We start from the raw sequence: 22,227 nt of genomic DNA on the forward strand, positions 1-22,227 counted from the left end.
CACACATACAAAGTCGGTATTTGACCACACCCGGCCTTATGCCCGGAACTTTCCGGCGCCCTGCACCCGGCCTGGATGCATTCCGGGGGGCCGATACTGTAAAATCGTGGCCCACTGCACCCATCTGGCGCCCGTGCGGGCGCATCACGGTTGAACATGGCCATCTACGAATCCGAAATCACCCAGTTCCTGAAGCAGCTCAAGCAAGAGCGCCCGACGCTGGAGGCCGAGCAGCGCGACGGCCGTGCCCTGCTGTGGGACAAGTCCCCGATCGACCTGGAAGAGCGCGCCCGCGCCGAAGCTTCGCGCGTGGCGCAGAAGCCATACGTCTACTCGCAGGACAACTGATTCCCGCCGCCCCCGCGAGCGCACGCCGCCCATGAGCGCAGGCGACCAGGACAAGCTGCCGCTGCCCGTCGAGCTGCCGGCCGTGGCCCCGGCCGTTGCGGCCGGCCCGGCCGACATGGTCGACGGGATGGCCTTCGCGCGCCTCTACGGCGAGCCGCTGTTCAAGCTGCCGCAGGACCTGTACATCCCGCCGGACGCGCTCGAGATCTTCCTGGAAGCCTTCGAGGGCCCGCTGGACCTGTTGCTGTACCTGATCCGCAAGCAGAACTTCAATGTCCTCGACATCCCGATGTCGCAGGTCACCCGACAGTACCTGTCCTACATCGAGCAGATCCGCAAGACCAACCTTGAGCTGGCCGCCGAATACCTGCTGATGGCGGCCATGCTGATCGAGATCAAGTCGCGCATGCTGCTGCCGGTCAAGAAGGCCGACAGCGACGATGAGGCTGAGGACCCGCGCGCCGAACTGGTTCGCCGCCTGCTGGAATACGAGCAGATGAAGCTGGCCGCGCAGCGCCTGGATACGGTACCGCAGCTGGGCCGCGACTTCCTGCGCTCGCAGGTGTATATCGAGCAGAGCCTGGCGCCGCGCTTCCCCGAAGTGGAAACCGTGGACCTGCAGTCCGCCTGGGCCGATGTGCTCAAGCGCGCCAAGCTCAACCAGCACCACAAGATCTCGCGCGAGGAACTGTCGGTGCGCGAACACATGAGCCAGATCCTGCGCCGGCTGCAGCACTCGCGCTTCATGGAATTCTCCGAGCTGTTCGAGGACGCGGTGCGCTCTGGCAAGGGCGTGCCGGTGGTGGTGGTGAACTTTATCGCCATGCTCGAGCTGTCGCGCGAAGCGCTGGTGGAGATCACCCAGGCCGAACCGTTCGCACCAATTTATGTGCGATTGGCGTACAGCCCGACCTGACCCACCCGCGGTGCGGGGTCCGGCCCTGTCCCACTTGTTCTACAATCCGCCGACAGCCGGCCCAACGGCCCACGGCGCAGGCCCCGACGGCAAGTGCCCGAAGGCCCCACGCCCGACAGAAGGCCAAGACCGGTAGTCCATGTGCCGCCCCTCGATGGACCGGCGCCCGGGTCACACCTATCACGACCAGCACACCAAGGCAGATGAAAGTCATTTCCTCCATCCAAGAGCTGCGCGACCAACTGCGCGGCCAGAACCGCGCTGCCTTCGTCCCCACCATGGGCAACCTGCACGAAGGCCACCTGTCGCTGATGCGCCTGGCGCGCCAGCACGGCGACCCGGTGGTGGCATCGATCTTCGTGAACCGCCTGCAGTTCGGCCCGAACGAGGATTTCGACAAGTACCCGCGCACGCTGCAGGACGATATCGAGAAACTGCAGAAGGAAGGCGTCTACGTGCTGTTTGCGCCGTCCGAGCGCGACATGTACCCCGAGCCGCAGGAATACCGCGTCGAGCCGCCGCATGACCTGGGCGACATCCTGGAAGGCGAGTTCCGCCCCGGTTTCTTCAAGGGCGTGTGCACGGTGGTGATGAAGCTGTTCTCGTGCGCGCAGCCGCGCGTGGCGGTATTCGGCAAGAAGGACTACCAGCAGCTGATGATTGTGCGCCGCATGGTGCAGCAGTTTGCCCTGCCGATCGACATCATCCCCGCCGAAACCATCCGTGCCGAAGACGGCCTGGCGCTGTCGTCGCGCAACCGCTACCTGGGCCCCGACGAGCGCGCCGAGGCGCCGGTGCTGTACCGCACGCTGCATGATGTGCGCGACACCGTGCTGGGCAGCGACCGCGCCGCGGCCGACCTGCTTGCCGTCGAGGCGAATGCGAAGGAATCGCTGGCCAGGCGCGGCTGGAAGCCGGACTACGTGTCGATCCGCAAGCGCGTCGACCTGCAGGCGCCGACGCGCGAGGAATTCCTTGCCGGCGAGCCGCTGGTGATCCTGACGGCCGCCAAGCTGGGCGCGACCCGGTTGATCGACAACCTGGAAATCTGAGCGGCGCCGCCGCACCAGACAAAAAAAGCAGGCCGCCGGCCTGCTTTTTTCATGCCCGGCGCATGCCGGAGCGTTGTGCGGCCTTCACCACATGCCGCTGGTGCCCCCGCCGCCGCTTCCACCAGATCAGCACGCCGGTCACGGCAAACGCCAGCGGCGTCAGTCCGAACAGCGTGATGAAGACCCGCCCCGGTAGCCCGAAGGCCTCGCCGGTATGCAGCGGGAACAGCCAGTTCAGCAGCGTGTCGCCCGCCGGCGCCTCCTGCGGATCACGCACGCCCAGCGGCTTGCCGCTCCAGGCATCGAGCCATAGCCGCGTAGCACCGGTATCCTTGCGCACCTCGCCGGGCTGGCGCAGCCGTATCTCGAACGCGTCGCCCGGCTTGCGCGGGAAGCTGATGCGGGTCACCTGGGCTTGCGGGTATTGGGCCTGCGCCGCCGCCATGATCTCGCCCACGCCCAGCGGCCGGGCCCCGGCAGGCGCCGGTGCCGAGACATGCTTCACCGGCGGCGTCACAGTCATTACGCCCGCCACCATCGGTGTCACCCACTTCGGCAGGTTCAGGTACCAGCCGGAAAAGGCAATGGTGGCCAGCACCGGCGCGGCCAGAATGCCGCCCGCGCGATGCAGCGAATAGTTGAAGCGCGACCACGAGCCGCCGTGGGTGATGCGGAACGCCTGAACCACCGAGCGCAGCTTCAGCCTGGGCCACCACACCGCCACGCCCACCAGCGTGGTCAGCAACAGCAGCATGCCGGCCACGCCGGTGATGGTCTTGCCGGTGTCGCCGCTAAGCAGGTAGCGATGCAGGTGGAACAGCGTGGGCAGCAACAGCCGGCGCGACAGGCCCGCTTCGCCCCAGACCCGCTCGCCCTTCACCGCAAGCGTGACCGGATCGACCATCACCTGGCGCGAGCGGCCCGGCACCACGCCGTCGGGCCCCTTGACCGGGTACCAGGCGATAAAGACGCCGTCCGCATGGGCCGGCAGCATCAACAGGTTGGGCTTGCCGTAGGCGGGCGCAGCCAGCCGCTCGGTCACTGCCTGGACCGTGGCCGGCGACACCGGCCCCGTCATCGGCGCGGACGCCACCAGCAGGTCAGGGTTGAGCCAGGCATCCAGTTCTTCGCGCCAGGCGATGGTCATGCCGGTCAGCCCCAACAGGACGAACAGCAGGCCAAGGCTCAGGCCGATATACAGGTGCAGTTTGACGAGGACGACGCGCAGGCGGCCGGTGACCATGTGGGGGCTGAAGTACGTTGAGCGGACGCTGCCATGCGTGGAATATGGCGCACAAGCCACCTTCACGCAGAATGCAAATGCGAAAGATTCGCGATTCTAACAGGGCCCCGCCAGGCGGCCGTGCTGCATGCGTCAGCGCCGCAGCGGCGCCAGCATCGCATCCAGGTCCAGGTGCGCGGTCAAGGTGTCGGCAAGCCGCTCGATCGATGCTTCGCGCAGTGCATCGAGGTCCACCTCCTGGGCGCCGTCCAGCCCCGCCCAGCGCAGCAGCGCCTGACAGCCGGCGGGCTCGTCGAACAGGCCGTGGACATAGGTGGCCAGCACCTGGCCGTCGGCCGAGCGCGCGCCGTCGGGCCGCACCGTGCCGTCGCCGCGGTCGAGCCACAGGGCCGGCTGCTCCAGCCCCGCGCCCGTGGTGACGCCAAGGTGGATCTCGTAGCCGCGCACCGGCGCACCGGCCTCATCCAGCGCCAGCCGGCCGCCAACCTGGCGCAGTTGCTTCTCTGCCGCCAGCGTGGTCTCGAAATCCAGCCAGCCCAGCCCCGCGCTGCTGCCGGCCGGGCCTTCGCGCCCCTCGGGATCGTGCACCTGCCGCCCCAGCATCTGCATGCCGCCGCAGATCCCGATCAGCTTGCCGCCGTAGCGCAAGTGCCGGGCCAGCGCCGCGTCCCAGCCATTGGCCCGGATGAAGTCCAGGTCGCCGCGCACGTTCTTGCTGCCGGGCAGCACCACCAGGTCCGCGGGCGGGATCGGCATGCCGGGCCCGACAAACTGCAGGTCCACCTGCGGGTGCGCGCGCAGCGCGTCGAAGTCGGTATGGTTGGCGATGCGCGGCAGCACCGGCACGATCACGCGCAGGCGCTGCGCCGACGTGCCAGCCTTGTCCGCTTGCGTGCCGATGATGGCGTCCTCGGCATCCAGATGCAGGCCGTGCAAGTAGGGCAGCACGCCGAACACCGGCTTGCCGGTGCGCGCGGCCAGCCAGTCCAGTCCCGGCTCCAGCAGGCCGATATCGCCGCGGAAGCGGTTGATGATGAAGCCGGTCACGCGCGCGCGTTCGCTGTCGGACAGGCAGTCGAGCGTGCCGACCAGGTGCGCAAACACGCCGCCGCGGTCGATGTCCGCCACCAGCACCACCGGGCAGTCGACGCGCTCGGCAAAGCCCATGTTGGCGATGTCGCGCTCGCGCAGGTTGATCTCGGCCGGGCTGCCCGCGCCCTCCACCAGCACCACCTCATAGGCCTGCGCCAGGCGCGTGTGCGAAGCCAGCACGGCCTTCATCGCCTCGGGCTTGTAGGCATGGTAGGCGCGCGCATCCAGGTCCAGCCGCGCGCGGCCGTGGATGATCACCTGCGCGCCGGTGTCGCTGCTGGGCTTGAGCAGCACCGGGTTCATGTCCGTATGCGGTGCCAGCCGCGCGGCCTGTGCCTGCAGCGCCTGCGCGCGGCCGATCTCGCCGCCGTCGGCGGTGACCGCACTGTTCAGCGCCATGTTCTGCGGCTTGAATGGCACCACGTGCGTGCCGGCACGCGCCAGCACCCGGCACAGGCCGGCCACGATGGTGCTCTTGCCGGCATCGGAAGTCGTGCCCTGGACCATCAGCGTGCCGCGCAGGGCACCCGGCGTCAGGGATTGCGAGGAGTCGGTTTGCATTGGCGGATTATCGCACCGGTGCCTGCAACAACCCCGCGTGCGATGCCCGGATGCGGCGGCTACAATACGCGGATGGAAACCCCGGCCATCGCACCCGCCTCCGCCCCCGGCACCGCCACCCAGCCGCGTGCCGCCGGCGGACACGGTAACCGCCAGCTCACCCTGGTGCTGGGCGGCGCGCGTTCCGGCAAGAGCCATTACGCGGAACAGCTCGCCACCGACCATGCCACCGTCACCGGCGGCCCGGTCACCTACATCGCCACCGCGCACCAGGACCCGGCGCACGCCGACCAGGAGCTCGAGGTCCGCATCGCCCTGCACCGCGCCCGCCGCCCCGCCGACTGGCGCCTGGTGGAAGAGCCGGTGCACCTGGCCGATGCGCTCTACGCCAACGCGCGCCACGACGGCTGCATCCTGGTGGATTGCATGACGCTGTGGATGAACAACCTGATCTTCCCCGACAGCCGCACGTACCCTGAGCATGGCGTGATTACGCCGCCGGATGCCTTCACCGAAGAAATCGAAGCGCTGCTCACCGCGCTGCCCACGCTGCCGGGCCATGTGATCCTGGTCTCAAACGAGATCGGCTTCGGCGTGATCCCGATGGGCGCCATCACCCGCTTCTATGTCGATGAACTGGGCCGCCTCAACCAGAAGCTGGCCGCCGCCGCCGACTGCGTGCGGCTGATGGTGGCAGGCATTCCGGTTGCGGTGAAGGGCGTCGATCCCACATGCTGATGCTGGCCTGGCCGGCATGCGTGGCAGCGGCACTGACGGGCGTTCTGCTGGACCGCTGGCTGGGCGAGCCGCGCCGCTGGCATCCGCTGGTGGGCTTCGGCCGCATCGCTGCCGCACTTGAGCGGCGGCTCAACCCTGCGCCGCACCGCGGTGCGCCCTGGCGCCAGCGCCTTGCCGGTCTCGCCGGCTGGTGTGTGCTGGTGCTGGTGCCGGCAACGCTCGCATGGTCGCTGGTCAACGCTGCGGCCAGCCTGCATCCTGTTGCCGCCCTGGCGCTGCATGCGGTGGCGCTGTACGCCGCACTCGGCGCGCGCAGCCTGCACCAGCATATCGCCCCGATCGCCGCCGCCCTTGCCGCGGCAGACCTGCCTGCCGCGCGCGCGCTGACCGCGCGCATCGTCTCGCGCGACACCACCGATGCCGATGCTGAAGCCCTGGCCCGTGCCGCGTGTGAGTCGGCACTGGAAAACGGCAACGACGCGGTCTTCGGGGCGCTGTTCTGGTTCCTGGTCGGCGGCGCGCCCGCCGTGATCGTGTTCCGGCTTGCCAATACGCTCGATGCGATGTGGGGCTACCGCACGCCGCGGCTGCTGTATTTCGGCTGGGCCGCGGCGCGCATCGACGACGGGCTCAACCTCGTGCCCGCGCGCCTGACCGCGCTGTCCTATGCGCTGCTCGGCGCCACCGCGCAGGCGCTGCATTGCTGGCGCACACAGGCCCCGGCATGGTCGAGTCCCAATGCCGGCCCCGTGATGGCCGCGGGCGCCGGTGCGGTGGGCGTGCGGCTCGGCGGCCCGGCGCGCTATCACGGCGAGATCGAGCAACGCCCGCCGCTGGGCGCTGGCCCCGCGCCGCAAGCCGCGCACGTGATGGCCTGCCTGCGGCTGGTCGAGCGCACCTTGTGGCTGTGGCTGGCGCTGGCATGTGCCAGCGCGCTGGCCGTCCTTGCGCTTGCCACGCCGACATGAGCACCCCCCTGCCCCCGATCCGCCACGGCGGCGACCTGCTTGCCGCGGTGCGCCGCTACGGCCGCCCCGCCTGCGACTGGCTCGACCTGTCCACCGGCATCAATCCCGACGGCTATCCGGTGCCGGCCCTGCCTGCGCAAGCGTGGCAACGGCTGCCGCAGGATGACGACGGACTGGCCGAGCTGGCCGCACAGGCCTGCGGCGCGCCGCAGGCCTTGCCCGTCGCCGGCTCGCAGGCCGCCATCCGCACGCTGCCGGGTCTGCTGCGCCCGGGCCGCGTCGGCATCGCCGCGCTCGGCTACAGCGAATACGCGCCGGCCTTCGCTGCCGCGGGCCATGCGGTGGCGCCGCTGGATGAAGCGGCCTTCGCGCAGGCGGCGCTGGCCGACGAGCTCGACCATCTCGTCGTCGTGAACCCGAACAACCCGACCGGCCGCATGCTGCCCGCCGCCACGCTGCTGCGCTGGCACGCGAAGCTGGCGGCGCGCGGCGGCACGCTGCTGGTCGATGAAGCCTTCATCGACTGCCTGCCCGATGGCTCGGTAGCCGCGCACAGCGGCAAGGCCGGCCTGGTGGTGCTGCGCTCGATCGGCAAGTTCTATGGCCTGGCCGGCATCCGCTGCGGCTTCGTGCTGGCGCAGCCGGCACTGCTGGACGCGCTGCGCGAGCGCCTGGGCCACTGGACCGTATCGGGCCCGGCACGCGAAGTCGCGCGGCATGCGCTGGCCGACCACGGCTGGCAGGATGCCACCCGCGCGCGGCTGCAAGCATGCGGCGCGAAGCTGGCCACGCTGCTGGACCGCCACGGCCTGGCGCCGGTGATGCATCCGCTGTTCTGCTGGGTGCCGCATGACGACGCCGCGCGGCTGCACCACGCGCTCGCGCAACAAGGCGTCTGGACCCGCTACTTCGACGCCGCCGGCGGTTGCCCGCCGAGCCTGCGCCTGGGCCTGCCGCCGGACCAGCCACACGCCTGGCAGCGGCTGGACGCGGCAGTGGCCGCGGCCACTGCCTGAACCACTTTCCCCGATCCCATGCTGAACCGCCTGACGCCCGTTATCGCTTCCACGCTGCTGCTGGCAGCCCTGCCCGCCGCCGCCGCGGTGTCTGCCGTCGACGACTCGGGCCAGACCGTGACGCTGGCGCAGCCCGCGCGCCGCGTGATCTCGCTGGCGCCGCACGTCACGGAAATGATCTTCGCGGCCGGCGGCGGCGAGCGCATCGTCGGCACGGTCAGCTACAGCGACTACCCGCCGCAGGCGCGCGAGATCGCGCGCGTGGGCGACAACAAGGCGCTGGACCTGGAGCGCATCGCCGCGCTCAAGCCCGACCTGATCGTGGTCTGGCGCCACGGCAATGCGCAGAAGCAGACCGACCGCCTGCGCGCGCTCGGCATCCCGCTGTTCTACAGCGAGCCGCGCAGGCTGGCAGCGATTCCTGAGAACATTGAGAAGCTCGGCACGCTGCTGGGCACCGAAGCCACCGCGCGACGCGCTGCCGACGGCTTCCGCCAGCAGGTGGAGACGCTGCGCAAGACCTACGCGGCACGCCCGCCGGTGACGGTGTTCTACCAGGTCTGGCAGCAGCCGCTGATGACGCTCAACGGCCAGCACCTGGTCAGCGACATGCTGGCGCTGTGCGGCGGGCGCAACCTGTTCGCGGCCGAGACGCCGCTGGTGCCGACCGTGTCGGTCGAAGCGGTGATCGCGGGCAACCCGGAAGCGATGCTGACGGCGGGCATGGGCGCCACGCGCTCGGACCAGCCGCTGCCGGATTTTGAGATGTGGCGGCGCTGGAAGCAGGTCACGGCGGTGGCGCGCAACAACCTGTTCGTGATCGACGGAGACCTGGTCAACCGCGCCGGTCCGCGCGTGGTGCAAGGCGCCGAGCTGATCTGCAAGGACCTCGACACGGCGCGCAAGCGCCGTCCCGCACGCTGATCAGGCGGCGCGGTTCCACCAGCCGAGGCGGACACCGCCCGGCCCCAGCGTGAAGCCGCAACTGGCACCGAAGCCCAACTCCCACTTGACCGTCGCCGCCAGCGGCACGCCCAGCCAGTGCGCGGCCAGCATGCGCATCGGGCCGGCATGGCCGACCACCCACAGGCATTGCGCGCGGTCCTCCGCCAGCGTTGCGGCCCAGCCGGCAACCCGCGCCATCGCCTGCGCCGGTGCTTCCCCGCCATGCGGGCGCGCGTGCAGCAGGTCGGCCGCCCACTGGTCGAGCGCGGCGCGGTCGATCGCATCCCAGGCCACGCCCTCCCAGCTGCCGAAGTCGATTTCGCGCAGCCGGGGTTCGGTGTCGATGGCCGGCACGCCGCCCGGCAACATCTGCACCAGCGCCTGCGCGGTGCCGAGCGCGCGCGCCAGCGGGCTGGCGACAATGCGATCCGGTGTGGGCAGGCCCGCGGCGATCCGTGCCGCCGCAGGCGTCAGCGGCGCCACCAGCGGCAGGTCGAGGCAGCCATAGCAGGTGCCCGCCGGCACTTGGGGCTGTGCATGGCGGATCAGGACCACATCCATGCCGCGGCCACCAGGTAGAGCAGGATCTCGGCGCACTGCTGGGCCATGCCCAGGCAGTCGCCGGTATAGCCGCCGATGCGGCGCACGAAGTAGCGGCCAAGCAGCAGGCGCAGACCCAGCAGCGCGACCACTGCCGTCGCGCAGAACCACGGCGACACCAGCCACAGCGGCACCAGCCCGCACAGCAGCGCGAACGCCAGCCCCGCGCCGGCCAGCTTCTGCGCCACCGGCTTGGCCTTGCCTTCCGGGCGCACGTAGGTCAGCGTGGCCAGATAGCTGGCCGCCATCGCGCGGCTGGCGGCGTGCGCGGCGACGATCACCGCCAGCAGCACCATCAACCCGCCGCGCCCCGCAATCGCCACCAGCAACTGCCACTTGAGCAGCAGCGCCACCACCAGCGCGATCGCACCGAACGCGCCGATGCGCGAGTCATGCATGATGCGCAGCACGTCCTCGCGCTGCCACGCGCCGCCGAAGGCATCGACGCAATCGGCCAGGCCGTCTTCATGGAAGGCGCCGGTCAGCAGCAGCGTGGCGGCCATGCCCAGCAGCACGGCCACGCCGGGTGGCCACCACAGCATTGCGCCCCAGGTGACCAGCGCGCCCACGCCGCCCACCAGCAGCCCGACCAGCGGGAAGTAGCGCGCGGCGGCGTGCAGGTAATGCGGTTCGAATCCGGCCCAGCGCGCCAGCCAGCCCGGCAGCGGCACGCGCGTGAAGTAGCCCAGCGCCGTCAGGAAATAGCGCAGCTCGCCGGCCACGCCGGCGGAGCCGCCTTGTGCAGGCACCGGGTCGGACGGCACGCTCATGGCGAGGCGGTGCTGACGCCGGCGCCGCTGAAGGTCGCCATTTCGTTCAGGAACGCCGCCGCCGAGGCCAGCAACGGCCACGCCAGCGCCGCGCCCGTGCCCTCGCCCAGGCGCAGGTCCAGCGCCAGCAGCGGCGCGGCGCCGAACTGGTCCAGCAGCGCACGGTGGCCGCGCTCATGCGAGCAGTGCGTGAACACGCAGTACTGCAGCACGTTGGGGTCCAGGCGCTGCGCCACCAGCAGCGCGGCCGTGGCGATAAAGCCATCGACCAGGATCACCATGCGGCTCGCGGCGGCGGCCAGGAAGGCGCCTGCCATCATCGCGATCTCGAAGCCGCCGAAGGTGGCCAGCACGTCCAGCGGCGCCTGCACATCGGCATGCAACGCGAGCGCGCGCTCCAGCACCTCGCGCTTGCGCGCGAGGCCGGCATCGTCCAGCCCGGTGCCGCGCCCGATGCAGTCTGCCAGCGGCAGGCCAGTCAGCCGCTGCATCAGGCAGGCGGCCGCCGAGGTATTGGCAATGCCCATCTCGCCGAAGCCGATCACGTTGCAGCCCTGCTGCGCATGGCGCAGCACGCGCGCCATGCCGGCCGTCATCGCCGCGGCGGCCTGCTCCGGCGTCATCGCGGGTTCGACGGCGAAGTTGCGGGTGCCGTCGGCAATGCGGCAGTTGACCAGGCCCGGTGTCGCCGGCAGCGGCACGCGCACGCCCGCGTCGACGATCTCCAGCGCAATGCCGTGCTGGCGCGAGAACACATTGATCGCCGCGCCGCCAGCCAGGAAGTTGTGCACCATCTGCGCGGTGACCTCGGCCGGATAGGCGCTGACGCCGGCGTCGGCTACACCATGGTCGGCGGCAAACACGATCACCGTCGGGCGCTGCAACTCCGGCCGCGCCGTGCCGAGGATCAGGCCCAGCTGCAGGGCCAGCGATTCCAGCCGGCCCAGTGCGCCGAGCGGCTTGGTCTTGTCGTCGATGGCGGCCTGCAGCACGGGGCGCAGGGCATCGTCGAGGGGAGTAATTTCCGGAAACTGCATGGTGCTTTGACCTTGTATTTCAAAAGGATGCGGCTACATCTCGACGCCGCGCTGCGCCTTGATGCCCTGTTGGAAGGCATGCTTGACCGGCGTCATGTCGGTGACAGTGTCGGCCGCCTCCACCAGCGCCGGCGGCGCGCCGCGGCCGGTGATGACCACGTGCTGCATCGGCGCGCGCGCGCAGGTCGGCAATGACCTGCTCCACATCAAGATAGTGCAGCTTGAGCGCGATGTTCAGTTCGTCGAACAGCACCAGGCCGATGCCGGGGTCGCGCAGCATGCCGCGCGCCACTTCCCAGGCAGCCTCGGCCTTGGCCACGTCGCGGGCACAGTCCTGCGTTTCCCAGGTATAGCCCTCGCCCATCACGTGGAAGGCGCACTCGTCCGGGAAGCGGCGCAGAAACATCTCCTCGCCGGTGGGCTGCGCGCCCTTGATGAACTGGACCACGCCGGTGCGCATGCCGTGGCCGAGCGCGCGCACCACCATGCCGAAGCCCGAGCTGGACTTGCCCTTGCCATTGCCGGCGGTGATGACGATCACGCCGCGCTCATCCTGCGCGGCGGCAATCCTGGCGTCAACGACTTCTTTCTTGCGCTCCATGCGCGCCTTGTGGCGGGCATCGCGGTCCGGGTCTTCTGCAGGCGGGTTCTGGCTATCAGTCATGGCGTGTGTCGGGTGTGGGTGGGGCGGCGCCGTCGGGAATCAGCGCGGTATGCGCGCCGTCGGTGACGCTGACGATGGCGGTGCGCAGCGCGCGCGAGCAGTGTTCAGGGGTCAGCACCTGGGCGGCAGTGCCATGCAGCGTAGTGCCGTCTTCTGCCATCAGCAGGGCATGGGTGGCGTAGCGCAGCGCCAGCGTCAGGTCGTGCAGGATCACCACGATGGCGTGGCGCCCGGCCCGGGCCAGCGCGGCCAGCTGTTCCAGCACCAGGATCTGGTGGCGCAGGTCCAGGTGCGAAACCGGTTCGTCCAGCAGCAGCAGCGGCGCCTGCTGCGCCAGCGCCGCGGCCAGCGAGGCGCGCTGGCGCTCGCCGCCGGACAGGGTCAGCACATCGCGCGCGGCCAGCGCCTCAATATCCATCGCGCGGATCACTTCGTGCACGATGCGGTCGTCCTCGCGCCCGGTCCATCCCCAGCCGGACAGGTGCGGATGCCGCCCCACGCGCACGGCATCCTGCACCGACATCGAGAAGGTGTCATGCACGGCCTGCGGCAGGTAGGCGCGCTGGCGCGCCAGCACCGCCGGCGCGATCTGCGCCGCCGCGGTGCCGTCGATCTCTGCGCTGCCGCCATCGGCGTGGCGCAGGCCTGCCAGCACCGTCATCAGCGTGGACTTGCCGGCGCCGTTGGGCCCGGCAATGCACCATAGCTGCCCCGCGCCGATGGTCATCGTCAGGCGATCCACCAGCACACGCTGGCCGGTACGCAGCTTCACATCGCGCAGCACGAGCTGCGGACAGACAGTGAGTGGATGGGACCAGTGCGGGGCCTGGCTCATCGCGGCCTCCGCAGCAGCAGGTAGAGGAAGGTCGGCACGCCCAGCAGCCCGGTGATCACGCCTACCGGCAGTTGCGCGGGCGCAATCACGGTGCGTGCGATCAGGTCGGCGGCCATCAAGAGCGCCCCGCCCAGCAGCGTGGCGGCCGGCAGCAGCAGGCGCTGGTCGTTGCCCCAGGCGAGGCGCACCAGGTGCGGCACCACCAGCCCGACAAAGCCGATCGAGCCCGCCGTGGTGATGGCCGCGGCAATGCACAGCGACGCCAGCAGGAAGGTCGCCAGCCGCACGCGGCCCACGCGCACGCCCAGCGACTGCGCCACGGTCTCGCCCAGCAGCATCACGTTGAGCGCGCGCGCCATCGGCATGGCCAGCAGCAGCGCCACCACCAGCATGGCCAGCGCGCCGCCGTAGGCGGCGGTGCCGCTCAGGTCGCCGGTCAGCCAGAACAGCATGCCGCGCAGGCGCGACTCCGGCGCAATGGAAAGGATCAGGGTAATGACCGCGCCCCAGCCCGCGGCCAAGATCACGCCGGTCAGCAACAGCCGGGCGCCCGCCTCGCGGTGGCCGCCCTGCACCTGCGGATGCAGCAGGTCGCGCCGCGCCAGCGACGCCACCAGCACCATCGCCCCCAGTGCACCGACGGCGGCGGCGGCCTGCACGCCCCACCACGGCGCCAGCAGCAGCATGGCCAGCAGCGCGGCGGTGGAGGCGCCGCCCGATACGCCCAGCACATAGGGCTCGGCCAGCGGGTTGCGCAGCAGCACCTGCATCAGCGCGCCGGACAGGGCCAGCAGCCCGCCGCAGGCAAACGCCGCTGCCGCGCGCGGCAGCCGCAGTTCGCGCACGATCGCTGCGGCGGTGCCGGTGTCGGTTCCGCTGAGCGCAAGCCAGAGCTCGCGCGCATCGAGCGACACGCTGCCCAGCGCCAGCGACAACGCGAACGCCAGCAGCGCCGCGAGCGCCAGCACCAGCCAGATCGCCAGGGCGCGCCGGAACTCAGACATGGCGCGCCCGTGCGCTCATCGCTGGCGCCAGCCCAGCGTGATGAAGCCCGCGCGCCCCTGCGTGTTGTAGGGGTAGGCGAGCTGGTAATCCTTGTCGAACAGGTTTTCGACGCGGGCGGCGATGAACCATTGCTTGTCGATGTTGTAGCGGGCGTTCAGGTTGACGATACCGTATCCGCCCAGCTTGCGCGAGCCGGTATCCATGCGCGAGGACGACACCAGCCACTCGCCGCCGAAGCGCCAGTTGCCGAAGTTGCGGCCCACGTCCAGCGCGGCGTGGCGGCGTGCCCGGCGCAACAGCTGGGTGTTGGTCTGCTCGTCGACCGGGTTCTGGAAGGTCACGCTGGCACCCACGTCGGTGCCGTACAAGGTGGCACGCCACGATGCCTCGATGCCCTGCACCTTGGCCTTGTTGACATTCTGGGGCGCGAGCAGACCATTGGGCTGCGTCACGTTGACGATCAGGTTATCGTAGCGGGTTTCGAAGGCTGTCACGCGCAACAGCCCTGCGCTCGCAGTGTTGTACTGCAAGCCCGCTTCGGCGGATTTGGCGCGCTCGGGTTGCAGGTTGGGATTGCCGAAGCCGGGGAAATACAGCTCGTTGAAGGTCGGCGCACGGAAAGCATTGCTGACATTGGCGATCAGCTTGAGCGCGTCGGTCAGGTTGTAGCCGTAGCCGGCGAAGAAGCTCCCCTGGTTGCCAAAGTCCGAGTAGTGGTCGTTTCGGGCATTGAGCTGCAACTGGTGTTTGCCAAAACGGCCGTCATAGCCGCCGAACACGGAAAACACATTGCGGGTCGGGCCAAAGGCAGTGCCGAAGCTGTTGGCATCAAGCGCCTGCTGCAGGTAGTCGGTACCTAACAGCAGCGTGTGGGTGGCAGCCAGGGCGTACTCGTTCTGCCAGTTGAACTGGCGGTTGCGGGTATGGAAGGCGCCGTTTTGCGTGCCGTTGAGGAAGGTGTCGCCGCGGTCTTCGCTCTGCGCCAGCTTGAAGTGCGTGGTCCAGTCCGGCATGAGCTTGCCGTTGACAAAGCCCTGCACCGTGTACAGCTCGCTGTCTGTCCGGTTGTCGTCAGTGGGACGGCCAAAGGTGTTGTCGAAGGACAGCTTGCTCTTGGAATAATAGCCGCTGACGCCCGCATCCCAGTCGGCACCAAAACGATGCTTCACCTGGCCTGACAGGCTCTGGTTCTCGTACGGGTTGTCATTGGGATTCGGCCCTCTGCCTCGCCCCGCCGCTGCAGGATTGTCACGGTTCCACTGGCTGGCATTGATTGCCGAGAAGCCATCGGTCTTGAACGCCGAGCCGGTCAGGTTAAACGACGTGTCGCCGACCTGGCCGCCGTAGCCCACCGTGCCCTGGCGCGTGTTGTTGCTGCCGTATTCCACCTGCGCGTTGGCCGCCGGTGCCTGCCCCGCGCCGCTCTTGGTGAAGATCTGCACCACGCCGCCGATCGCGTCCGAGCCGTACAGCGCCGACACGTTGCCGCGCACCACCTCGATATGGTCAATCTGGTCCGGCAGGATATTGGCCAGTTGTGCCGTGCCGCTGCTGGCCGCCGACACGCGCACGCCGTCGATCAGGATCAGCGTCTGGTTGGAGTTGGCGCCGCGCATGAACAGCGAGGTATTGCTGCCCATGCCGCCGTTGGTCGAGAACTCCACGCCGGCCTGGTTGCGCAGCAGCGTGCGCAGGTCGGGTGCCTGCGAATTGACGATGTCCTGCTGCGTGACCACCGTGGTGTGAGGCAGCGCCTCGGTAATGGCTTGCGCAGTGCGGGTGGAGGTGACCACCACCGGCGCGAGCTGCGCGGTGCCGCTGTCGGCCGCTTGCGCGAACGAAGTGGCCGGAACCAGGGTGAACGAGGCGATGGCCGCCAGGATGGCGGGCACGGACGGACGCACCGCCGGGGTTGCCGGGCGGGTCGACCTGTGGAGCGATGAACGCATGATGCAGGACTGGATAGGAACGGCCGGGCCCGTTCCCCCGCGGACCATATGGCGAGAGGCGTGCCGCGCACGGGCGGCAGCCCGCGTTCAGGCCGGTATCCGGGCTGGCGACACTGGGCCGGTGCCTTCCCGAACCTGCGGTTCAGTGGCGTGTGGCCGGTCCTGCGGGGCATGTGGCCGGGAATGGGATCCGGCCTTGCCAGCGACGTTGCCGGCAGTCGGCTATGTCGGGGTCTGGCAGATGCGCACCGCGGTCGCTTACCGTTGCGGGGGCAGCACAGGTTGGCCTGTCCGGCGCGCAGCCGGCCCAGGCTCCCTGTTTCCCGTTGAACTGCCCTTTCGCCAGGGACGAAAAGGGCGAGCACCTGGAACGTGCGCGAGTCTAGGGCGTTTCGCCCCCCGCGTCAACGCGGCTGCCAGTAGTGCTTTGTCACAACTCTGGTGGCGTTTTAGGTGCAGAAGCCTGCAACTTCCACGCGGGTCGCCGGTCACAAACCCTTTCCTCCGCATTGTGCAAGCCGGCGCATCGGCTAGAATCGCGATACCTGACACTTCTCCCATCATGACAGGCCCTATGCTCACCGAACTCGAACAACTGGCCGCCAAGATCGGGCGCGTGCTGCACCATGCGGACACCCTGGCGGCGGAGAACCAGCGGCTGCGCGACGAGATCGCCCGGCTGGAGGGCGAAGCCGCGCAGTTGCGCGGCGAGCGCGAGGCCATGGCCGCCGACCGCGAACTGCTCAATATCAAGATCGAGGAAGCGCAGCTGCGCATCCAGTCCATCCTTGACAAGCTGCCGACCGCCAGCGACACGCGCCAGCTCGACCTGCTCGGCGAAGAGGCTGCGGCGCAGGACGCCGAGCCGCACAAGGCCCCCGGAGAACACGCATGAGCAACAAGCAAGTCGAAGTCAATATCGCCGGCCAGCCCTACCGCTTTGCCATCGCGCCCGAGAACGAGGCCGCGCTGCTCGAAGCCGTGGCCCTGGTCGACACGCAAATGAACAAGCTGCGCAACGGCATCGCGGCCAAGGGCGTGGAGCGCGTGGCGGTCATGGCCGCCATCAGCATCGCCTCGGACCTGCTGAACCTGCAGCGCAAGCAGCAGGCCGAGGGCGCGATCCCGGTGGACGCCATCCGCGCGCGCATCCGCGAACTCAACGACCGCGCCGACGAGGCCCTGCGGCAATATGCGCACGTGGGCACCGGTACGCGCGGCTGAGCAATGACGGAGGGATGTGCTGCGGATGCCGCGCTGCCGCGCAAAATGTAACGATACGCGCGAGTGGACTTGGTATGCCCTGCAACGCAGTGTATAGTGTAGCCAGACTGCACGAGGCACCACAGAAGTGCAGCTGACAGGCCAGGTTATCGCGCCCGGCCGCCGTTTTCATCCCATCCTAGTCAGAAACGGCAAACGTCTGACATCCCGCACGCGGATCCGGTTTTCCGGGCACGATGATGCGCCTGGAGAGTCAGACGTTTGACAGTTTCCCTGCCTGGTTCGTGAGGGTCATAAACTCCTTGAACCGATATGCATTGCATGGTGCGGGATCATGTCGCGTGGGCGAGCGCGTCGTCGCATTCATAGTCCGGGCCTGGCTTGGACTCCCTGAGTGGATGATGTACCCGAAATGCGACTTCCGCAGCCACTCTGAACCTCACTTGGGTTCAGGATGCCGACCCAGCGGCCAAGGCGGGGACCCCCTAAAAAGGCGGTGGTTTTCTGAACCATCGCCTTTTTTCTTGCCTGCGCGTCCGCGTGCACACCCTGTGCACGCGGCGCCCTGATCTGCCTTCCATTCCTGAGCTGCGCCGTGAGCCCGAACCAGAACCAACGCGCCCGCCAGTACTGGCTGATGAAATCAGAACCGGATGAAGCCAGCATCGACGACCTGGCCCGCGAAGGCACGCTGCCCTGGACCGGCGTGCGCAACTATCAGGCGCGCAACTTCATGCGCGACACCATGCAGATCGGCGACGGCGTGCTGTTCTACCACTCGTCGTGTCCGGAGCCCGGCATTGCCGGCCTGGCCGAGGTCTGCTCAGTACCCTACCCCGACCCCACCCAGTTCGACCGCAAGAGCCCGTACTACGATGCCGCCTCCAAGGCCGACGCCCCGCGCTGGCTGCTGGTCGACGTGCGCTTCGAGCGCAAGAGCGCGCTGATCCCGCTGGCCGCGTTGCGCGAGCATGAGGAACTGGCCGACATGGTGGTGCTACGTCGCGGCAACCGGCTGTCGATCACGCCGGTGACGCCGGCCGAATGGCGCTTCATCACCGGCAAGCTGATGCGCTGAACCCTGCCCGGCCAGCCCGGACCAGGCTGATCACAACAACCCTGAAGACACGATGCAGTTCGACAACCTGCCGGTGCTGGTTCCTGCCCTGCTTGCCCTGGGCGCATTCACCGGCTTCTGTGCCGGGCTGCTCGGCGTCGGCGGCGGCATGATGATGGTGCCTTTCCTGACGCTGCTGTTCACCAGCCTGGGCTTTGCCGACGAGGCCATCGTCCATATGGCGATCGCCACCTCGATGGGCACCATCCTGTTCACCTCATTGTCGTCCGTGCGCGCGCACCACCAGCGCGGCGCGGTGCGCTGGCCGATCGTGCTGGCGCTGGCGCCGGGCATCGTGCTCGGCGGCATGATCGGCGGCGGCAAGGTGTTCGCGGCGCTCAAGACCAGCTGGCTGTCGCTGGCCTTTGCCGGCTTCGTCGGGTTTTCCGCGCTGCAGATGCTGCGCAACCGCCGCCCCAAGCCCGGCCGGCAGCTGCCCGGCTTTGCCGGCATGGCGGGTGCGGGCGGCGTGATCGGCTTCCTGTCCAGCCTGGTGGGCGCGGGCGGCGCCTTTGTCTCGGTGCCGTTCATGACCTGGTGCAACGTGCCGATCCACAACGCGGTGGCCACCTCGGCCGCGCTCGGCTTCCCGATCGCCGCGGCCAGCGTGGCCGGCTATGTCTGGAGCGGCTGGCAGACGCCGGGGCTGCCGGCGGGATCGCTCGGCTATCTCTACCTGCCGGCCCTGCTGGTGATCGCAGCGGCCAGCGTGATGACCGCGCCGCTGGGCGCGCGCACCGCGCACCGGATGGATGTGGGCCAGCTGCGCAAGGTCTTTGCCGTGCTGCTGCTGTGCCTGGCAAGCTATATGTTGTGGAAGGCCTGGCGGGCATTCTGACCCCGGACGGGGGAGGCGCGCCCGCGCCGGCTTCGCAACAATCGTTTGCAATGTCGCGGAACGATCGGACACCCGGGCACGTCTGATACCCATCACGTTTGAACGGGAGAACAACATGAAACAATGGCTTGCCGCCACCCTGCTGGGCACCACCGCCATCGTCGCCTCGGCGCACGGTGGCCCCACTGAAACGCCGTCGGGCGTACTGTCGCTGAGCGCGCAGGCCGTCACCGAAGTGCCGACCGATATCGTGCACCTGACGCTTGCCGCGGAGCAGGAAGGCGCGGAACCGGCCGCGATTTCCTCGGGCCTGTCGACCCGGACGCAGGCCGTCATCACGCAGGCGCGCCGCGTCCAGGGCGTGACTGCCGAGTCGGGCGGCTTCACCATCCACCCGAACACCGACCGCAACGGCCGCATCAGCACCTGGCGCGGGCGTTCCGAAGTCATCCTGAAGTCGCGTGATTTCTCGGCCGTGTCCAAGCTCGCTGGCGAGCTGGCCAGCCAGATGCAGGTGCAGAACATCGCCTTCTCGCTGTCGCGCGAAGCGCGCGAGGCGGCCGAGGCCAAGCTGGCTGAGCAGGCCATCGCCTCGTTCCGCAGCAAGGCGCAGTCGACCACCAAGCTGTTCGGCTACAACAGCTACACCATCCGCGAAGTCAGCCTGAATGAAACCGGCGTGGTGCCGCCGATGCCGCGCATGTACGGTGCTGCCAAGGCGATGATGGCCGACGCTGCGGTGCCGGTGCCGGTTGAGGGCGGCAAGACGCAGGTGACGGTGTCGGTCAACGGCTCCGTGCAGATGCTGAAGTAAGACAGCCGCGCCCTGCGCGATCGCGCAGGGCGCTGGCCATCACGGCGCTCAGAGCGCCGCGAACTGCTCGCGCAGCACGTTCTTCTGCACCTTGCCCATGGTATTGCGCGGCAGCTCGTCCACCACGTGCACGCGCTTGGGCACCTTGAAGTTGGCGATGCGGCCCTTGAGCGTGCCGATCAGCGCCGCTTCGTCGATTTCCGCACCCGGCTTGCGCACCACCACCGCCACCACTGCCTCGCCGAAATCCGCGTGCGGCACGCCGATCACGGCGCTCTCGGCCACGCCCGGCATCTCGTCGATGAAGCTCTCGATTTCCTTCGGGTAGACGTTGTAGCCGCCCGAGATGATCAGGTCCTTGCTGCGCCCGACGATGCTCAGGTAGTTGTCTGGCACCGCGCGCTCGCCGGCCTGGCTGACAATGGCGCCGCCGAAGCGGCCGACGTCGCCAGTCTTGAACCAGCCGTCCTCCGTGAACTCTTCCCTGGTCTTCTCCGGCATGCGCCAGTAGCCCTTGAACACGTTCGGGCCCTGGACCTCGACATTGCCGATCTCGCCCGGCGCGCACGGCTGGCCTTCACCATCGACCACGCGCACCGACACACCCGGCAGCGGCATGCCGACGGTGCCGCCGATGCGCTCGCCCCGCGCGGCATCGTACGGGTTGGACACCAGCATCACGGTCTCGCTCATGCCGTAGCGTTCCAGGATGGTATGGCCGGTGCGCTCGCGGAAGGCATCGAAGGTCTCCAGCAGCAGCGGCGCCGAGCCGGACACGAACAGCCGCATGCGGCGGCAGGTGTCGTCGTCGAAGCGCGGCTCCTGCAGCATGCGCACGTAGTAGGTCGGCACGCCCATCATCACCGTGCAGCGCGGCAGGAATTTCAGCACCTGCGCCATGTCCAGCCTGGGCGCCCAGATCATCTTGGCGCCGGCCAGCAGCGCGCCGTGCGAAGCCACGAACAGGCCGTGCACGTGGAAGATCGGCAGCATGTGCAGCAGCACGTCGTCGCTGCGCCAGCCCCAGAATTCATGCAGTGTCTGCGCATTGGAAGCCAGGTTGCGATGCGTCAGCATCGCGCCCTTGCTGCGGCCGGTGGTGCCGGAGGTGTAGAGAATGGCGGCAAGGTCGTCATCCTGGCGTGCGACCGTCTCGAAGGCATCTGACTTGCCCGCGGCACGCGACAGCAGCGAGCCGCTGCGGTCGTCGTCCAGCGTGAAGACGTGGTTGACGCTGTGGCGGAACGCCACCTTGGACACCCAGCCGAAATTCTTGCTGCTGCACACCACCACCGACGGCTCGGCATTGCCGACGAAGTAGTCGATCTCTGCCTCCTGGTAGGCGGTGTTCAGCGGCAGGTAGACGTAGCCGGCGCGCAGCGTGGCCAGGTACAGGAACAGCGCTTCGGGGGACTTCTCCACCTGCACCGCCACGCGAGCGCCTTCGGGCAGCTGTAGCGAGGCCAGCAGGTTGGCCAGCTTGGCGGTGGCGCGGTCAAGGTCGTCCCAGCTGTAGTACAGCCCGTCATGGGTCTCGATGCAGCAGGCGGAGCGGTCGGCGGGGAAGCGGGATTCGAACAGGGCGAACAGGTTGGCGTTCATGTCGGGGATCGAACGAAAGGCAAAGGAAAACGAAGAAAACAATCGCGTGTGGAAGCAGTCCTGGCGGCGTGCCCTACTCCCCACGGAACTGCGGTGGCCGGCGCGCGAGGAATGCGGCCACCCCTTCCGCGTGGTCCGCGCCTGCGGCGTAGGCAAAATGCGCGTCCAGCTCGGCGGGCGACAGCGGTGCCGGCAGCGGCGCCAGCCGGCGGATGGTGGCCTTGTTAATGCGGGCGGCGACGGGCGCGCCGGCGGCAATGCGGCGCACCGTAGCGTCGACCTCCGCGGCCAGCGCGCCGGGTTCGACCACGCGCGTCAGCAGCCCTTTGTCGCGCGCCTCGGCGGCGTCGAAGACCCGGCCTTCCAGCAGGATCTCCAGCGCGGCGGCGCGCCCCGCCAGCGCCAGCAGGCCCTGCAGCTCGCCGGGCGCCATCGGGAAGCCCAGGCGGTTGATCGGCACGCCGAAGCGGCTGTCCGAGGCGGCGATGCGCAGGTCGCAGTGGCTGGCGATTTCCAGCCCGCCGCCCACGCATACGCCTTCGATCATGGCCACGGTGGGGTGCGTGCATTGCGCCACCGCCGCCAGTGCCGGCGCGATGGTAGCCATGTGATAGCGGCGCACCGCAGCCTCGTCGGCGCGCTCTGCCGGGAACTCGGCAATGTCGGCGCCCGCGGCAAAGTTGCCGTCGGCACCACGCACCACCACGCAGCGCAGCGAGATATCGGCGGACAGGCGCACAAAGCCCGCCGCCAGCTCGCGCCACATCTGCGCGGAAATGGCGTTGAGCTTGCCCGCGTGCGACAGCGTCACGGTGGCAGTGGTGCCCTGCGTGGCAAACAATACGGTGCCGCTCATCGCCGCGCCCCCTTGCATCGGATCAGCGTTGACATGG

22 protein-coding genes, 1 other RNA gene and 1 pseudogene are annotated in these 22,227 nt (G+C 69.0%); 13 read left to right on the plus strand and 11 right to left on the minus strand.

Going from position 1 to position 22,227, the window contains the following annotated elements; genetic code table 11:
• Positions 1-156 precede the first annotated feature (156 nt).
• From RS901_RS02100 to panC, 3 genes are all read left to right on the plus strand, one after another.
• The gene (locus RS901_RS02100) at positions 157-348 is read left to right on the plus strand and encodes a DUF3460 family protein (RefSeq protein ID WP_013957793.1); all 192 of its coding nucleotides are present in this window, start codon (positions 157-159) and stop codon (positions 346-348) included.
• A 31-nt stretch (positions 349-379) separates the two neighbouring features.
• The gene (locus tag RS901_RS02105) at positions 380-1,264 is read left to right on the plus strand and encodes a segregation and condensation protein A (protein WP_013957794.1); all 885 of its coding nucleotides are present in this window, start codon (positions 380-382) and stop codon (positions 1,262-1,264) included.
• A 203-nt stretch (positions 1,265-1,467) separates the two neighbouring features.
• Positions 1,468-2,316, plus strand: a complete 849-nt coding sequence (panC, locus tag RS901_RS02110) for a pantoate--beta-alanine ligase (protein WP_316151218.1) — start codon at positions 1,468-1,470, stop codon at positions 2,314-2,316.
• A gap of 49 nt (positions 2,317-2,365) precedes the next feature.
• Here panC and RS901_RS02115 read toward each other — a convergent pair whose 3' ends face one another.
• Both RS901_RS02115 and RS901_RS02120 read right to left on the minus strand, forming a co-directional pair.
• Positions 2,366-3,559, minus strand: a complete 1,194-nt coding sequence (locus RS901_RS02115; RefSeq protein ID WP_316151220.1) for a PepSY-associated TM helix domain-containing protein — start codon at positions 3,557-3,559, stop codon at positions 2,366-2,368.
• A 132-nt stretch (positions 3,560-3,691) separates the two neighbouring features.
• Positions 3,692-5,212, minus strand: a complete 1,521-nt coding sequence (locus RS901_RS02120; protein WP_316151221.1) for a cobyric acid synthase — start codon at positions 5,210-5,212, stop codon at positions 3,692-3,694.
• Between the two features lie 42 nt (positions 5,213-5,254).
• Here RS901_RS02120 and cobU point away from each other — a divergent pair, with 42 nt between their 5' ends.
• Genes cobU through RS901_RS02140 form a run of 4 tightly spaced genes read left to right on the plus strand, consistent with a single transcriptional unit; the run spans position 5,255 to position 8,858 of the window.
• A complete protein-coding gene (gene cobU, locus RS901_RS02125; protein WP_316153353.1) occupies positions 5,255-5,950 on the plus strand; it encodes a bifunctional adenosylcobinamide kinase/adenosylcobinamide-phosphate guanylyltransferase in 696 nt (231 codons plus the stop codon).
• Positions 5,944-6,918, plus strand: a complete 975-nt coding sequence (locus tag RS901_RS02130; protein WP_316151223.1) for a CobD/CbiB family cobalamin biosynthesis protein — start codon at positions 5,944-5,946, stop codon at positions 6,916-6,918. The genes cobU and RS901_RS02130 overlap by 7 nt, the downstream gene beginning before the upstream one ends.
• Positions 6,915-7,934, plus strand: a complete 1,020-nt coding sequence (gene cobD, locus RS901_RS02135) for a threonine-phosphate decarboxylase CobD (RefSeq protein WP_316151225.1) — start codon at positions 6,915-6,917, stop codon at positions 7,932-7,934. Before RS901_RS02130 ends, cobD begins: the two co-directional genes overlap by 4 nt.
• An 18-nt stretch (positions 7,935-7,952) precedes the next feature.
• Complete coding sequence (locus RS901_RS02140; RefSeq protein ID WP_316151227.1) at positions 7,953-8,858, plus strand: cobalamin-binding protein; 906 nt, start codon at positions 7,953-7,955, stop codon at positions 8,856-8,858.
• On the opposite strand, the gene RS901_RS02145 is transcribed toward RS901_RS02140, so the two are convergent.
• The 7 genes and pseudogenes from RS901_RS02145 to RS901_RS02175 form a co-directional block, all read right to left on the minus strand.
• On the minus strand, positions 8,859-9,440 hold the full coding sequence (locus RS901_RS02145; RefSeq protein WP_316151230.1) for a histidine phosphatase family protein: 582 nt from the start codon (positions 9,438-9,440) through the stop codon (positions 8,859-8,861).
• Positions 9,425-10,249, minus strand: coding sequence for an adenosylcobinamide-GDP ribazoletransferase (locus RS901_RS02150; protein WP_316151231.1), 825 nt, complete (start codon positions 10,247-10,249; stop codon positions 9,425-9,427). The genes RS901_RS02145 and RS901_RS02150 overlap by 16 nt, the downstream gene beginning before the upstream one ends.
• Positions 10,246-11,286: a nicotinate-nucleotide--dimethylbenzimidazole phosphoribosyltransferase gene (cobT, locus tag RS901_RS02155; protein ID WP_316151232.1), complete on the minus strand. Its 1,041-nt coding sequence runs from the start codon at positions 11,284-11,286 to the stop codon at positions 10,246-10,248. The genes RS901_RS02150 and cobT overlap by 4 nt, the downstream gene beginning before the upstream one ends.
• A gap of 33 nt (positions 11,287-11,319) precedes the next feature.
• Positions 11,320-11,950 (minus strand): annotated as a pseudogene (gene cobO, locus RS901_RS02160) (cob(I)yrinic acid a,c-diamide adenosyltransferase).
• On the minus strand, positions 11,943-12,785 hold the full coding sequence (locus tag RS901_RS02165) for an ABC transporter ATP-binding protein (protein WP_316151233.1): 843 nt from the start codon (positions 12,783-12,785) through the stop codon (positions 11,943-11,945). Before RS901_RS02165 ends, cobO begins: the two are co-directional and overlap by 8 nt.
• On the minus strand, positions 12,782-13,789 hold the full coding sequence (locus RS901_RS02170; protein WP_316151234.1) for an iron ABC transporter permease: 1,008 nt from the start codon (positions 13,787-13,789) through the stop codon (positions 12,782-12,784). The genes RS901_RS02165 and RS901_RS02170 overlap by 4 nt, the downstream gene beginning before the upstream one ends.
• Positions 13,790-13,804: 15 nt before the next feature.
• Complete coding sequence (locus RS901_RS02175) at positions 13,805-15,739, minus strand: TonB-dependent receptor plug domain-containing protein (RefSeq protein ID WP_316151235.1); 1,935 nt, start codon at positions 15,737-15,739, stop codon at positions 13,805-13,807.
• Between the two features lie 574 nt (positions 15,740-16,313).
• Here RS901_RS02175 and RS901_RS02180 point away from each other — a divergent pair.
• From RS901_RS02180 to RS901_RS02205, 6 genes are all read left to right on the plus strand, one after another.
• Positions 16,314-16,634 carry a hypothetical protein gene (locus RS901_RS02180; RefSeq protein ID WP_010814920.1) on the plus strand — a complete coding sequence of 107 codons (321 nt, stop codon included), beginning with the start codon at positions 16,314-16,316 and terminating at the stop codon, positions 16,632-16,634.
• Positions 16,631-16,963 (plus strand): cell division protein ZapA, encoded by a 333-nt coding sequence (locus RS901_RS02185; RefSeq protein ID WP_316151239.1) that lies wholly within the window; start codon positions 16,631-16,633, stop codon positions 16,961-16,963. Before RS901_RS02180 ends, RS901_RS02185 begins: the two co-directional genes overlap by 4 nt.
• A 267-nt stretch (positions 16,964-17,230) precedes the next feature.
• Positions 17,231-17,448: non-coding RNA, 6S RNA (ssrS, locus tag RS901_RS02190), on the plus strand.
• A gap of 110 nt (positions 17,449-17,558) precedes the next feature.
• Positions 17,559-18,041 (plus strand): EVE domain-containing protein, encoded by a 483-nt coding sequence (locus RS901_RS02195; protein ID WP_013957809.1) that lies wholly within the window; start codon positions 17,559-17,561, stop codon positions 18,039-18,041.
• Between the two features lie 52 nt (positions 18,042-18,093).
• On the plus strand, positions 18,094-18,918 hold the full coding sequence (locus RS901_RS02200; protein WP_316151241.1) for a sulfite exporter TauE/SafE family protein: 825 nt from the start codon (positions 18,094-18,096) through the stop codon (positions 18,916-18,918).
• A 115-nt stretch (positions 18,919-19,033) separates the two neighbouring features.
• The gene (locus RS901_RS02205) at positions 19,034-19,732 is read left to right on the plus strand and encodes an SIMPL domain-containing protein (RefSeq protein WP_316151244.1); all 699 of its coding nucleotides are present in this window, start codon (positions 19,034-19,036) and stop codon (positions 19,730-19,732) included.
• 48 nt (positions 19,733-19,780) lie between these two features.
• On the opposite strand, the gene RS901_RS02210 is transcribed toward RS901_RS02205, so the two are convergent.
• Both RS901_RS02210 and RS901_RS02215 read right to left on the minus strand, forming a co-directional pair.
• The gene (locus tag RS901_RS02210) at positions 19,781-21,334 is read right to left on the minus strand and encodes a malonyl-CoA synthase (RefSeq protein WP_316151245.1); all 1,554 of its coding nucleotides are present in this window, start codon (positions 21,332-21,334) and stop codon (positions 19,781-19,783) included.
• Between the two features lie 73 nt (positions 21,335-21,407).
• Positions 21,408-22,190 carry an enoyl-CoA hydratase/isomerase family protein gene (locus RS901_RS02215; protein ID WP_316151247.1) on the minus strand — a complete coding sequence of 261 codons (783 nt, stop codon included), beginning with the start codon at positions 22,188-22,190 and terminating at the stop codon, positions 21,408-21,410.
• Positions 22,191-22,227: the final 37 nt, after the last annotated feature.

The sequence above is a fragment of the Cupriavidus sp. BIC8F genome (assembly GCF_032465815.1).
Lineage (GTDB): Bacteria > Pseudomonadota > Gammaproteobacteria > Burkholderiales > Burkholderiaceae > Cupriavidus > Cupriavidus necator.

Coding starts and splice junctions, on each gene's coding strand:
- RS901_RS02145 (WP_316151230.1), bottom strand. CDS start 9,440: ATGGATGTGGTCCTGATCCGCCATGCACAGCCCCAAGTGCCGGCGGGC.
- cobU (WP_316153353.1), top strand. CDS start 5,255: ATGCCCGGATGCGGCGGCTACAATACGCGGATGGAAACCCCGGCCATC.
- RS901_RS02205 (WP_316151244.1), top strand. CDS start 19,034: ATGAAACAATGGCTTGCCGCCACCCTGCTGGGCACCACCGCCATCGTC.
- RS901_RS02215 (WP_316151247.1), bottom strand. CDS start 22,190: ATGAGCGGCACCGTATTGTTTGCCACGCAGGGCACCACTGCCACCGTG.
- RS901_RS02140 (WP_316151227.1), top strand. CDS start 7,953: ATGCTGAACCGCCTGACGCCCGTTATCGCTTCCACGCTGCTGCTGGCA.
- RS901_RS02165 (WP_316151233.1), bottom strand. CDS start 12,785: ATGAGCCAGGCCCCGCACTGGTCCCATCCACTCACTGTCTGTCCGCAG.
- RS901_RS02130 (WP_316151223.1), top strand. CDS start 5,944: ATGCTGATGCTGGCCTGGCCGGCATGCGTGGCAGCGGCACTGACGGGC.
- RS901_RS02170 (WP_316151234.1), bottom strand. CDS start 13,789: ATGTCTGAGTTCCGGCGCGCCCTGGCGATCTGGCTGGTGCTGGCGCTC.
- RS901_RS02185 (WP_316151239.1), top strand. CDS start 16,631: ATGAGCAACAAGCAAGTCGAAGTCAATATCGCCGGCCAGCCCTACCGC.
- RS901_RS02175 (WP_316151235.1), bottom strand. CDS start 15,739: ATGCGTTCATCGCTCCACAGGTCGACCCGCCCGGCAACCCCGGCGGTG.
- RS901_RS02100 (WP_013957793.1), top strand. CDS start 157: ATGGCCATCTACGAATCCGAAATCACCCAGTTCCTGAAGCAGCTCAAG.
- RS901_RS02105 (WP_013957794.1), top strand. CDS start 380: ATGAGCGCAGGCGACCAGGACAAGCTGCCGCTGCCCGTCGAGCTGCCG.
- RS901_RS02210 (WP_316151245.1), bottom strand. CDS start 21,334: ATGAACGCCAACCTGTTCGCCCTGTTCGAATCCCGCTTCCCCGCCGAC.
- RS901_RS02180 (WP_010814920.1), top strand. CDS start 16,314: ATGCTCACCGAACTCGAACAACTGGCCGCCAAGATCGGGCGCGTGCTG.
- cobT (WP_316151232.1), bottom strand. CDS start 11,286: ATGCAGTTTCCGGAAATTACTCCCCTCGACGATGCCCTGCGCCCCGTG.
- panC (WP_316151218.1), top strand. CDS start 1,468: ATGAAAGTCATTTCCTCCATCCAAGAGCTGCGCGACCAACTGCGCGGC.
- RS901_RS02150 (WP_316151231.1), bottom strand. CDS start 10,249: ATGAGCGTGCCGTCCGACCCGGTGCCTGCACAAGGCGGCTCCGCCGGC.
- cobD (WP_316151225.1), top strand. CDS start 6,915: ATGAGCACCCCCCTGCCCCCGATCCGCCACGGCGGCGACCTGCTTGCC.
- RS901_RS02115 (WP_316151220.1), bottom strand. CDS start 3,559: ATGGTCACCGGCCGCCTGCGCGTCGTCCTCGTCAAACTGCACCTGTAT.
- RS901_RS02120 (WP_316151221.1), bottom strand. CDS start 5,212: ATGCAAACCGACTCCTCGCAATCCCTGACGCCGGGTGCCCTGCGCGGC.
- RS901_RS02200 (WP_316151241.1), top strand. CDS start 18,094: ATGCAGTTCGACAACCTGCCGGTGCTGGTTCCTGCCCTGCTTGCCCTG.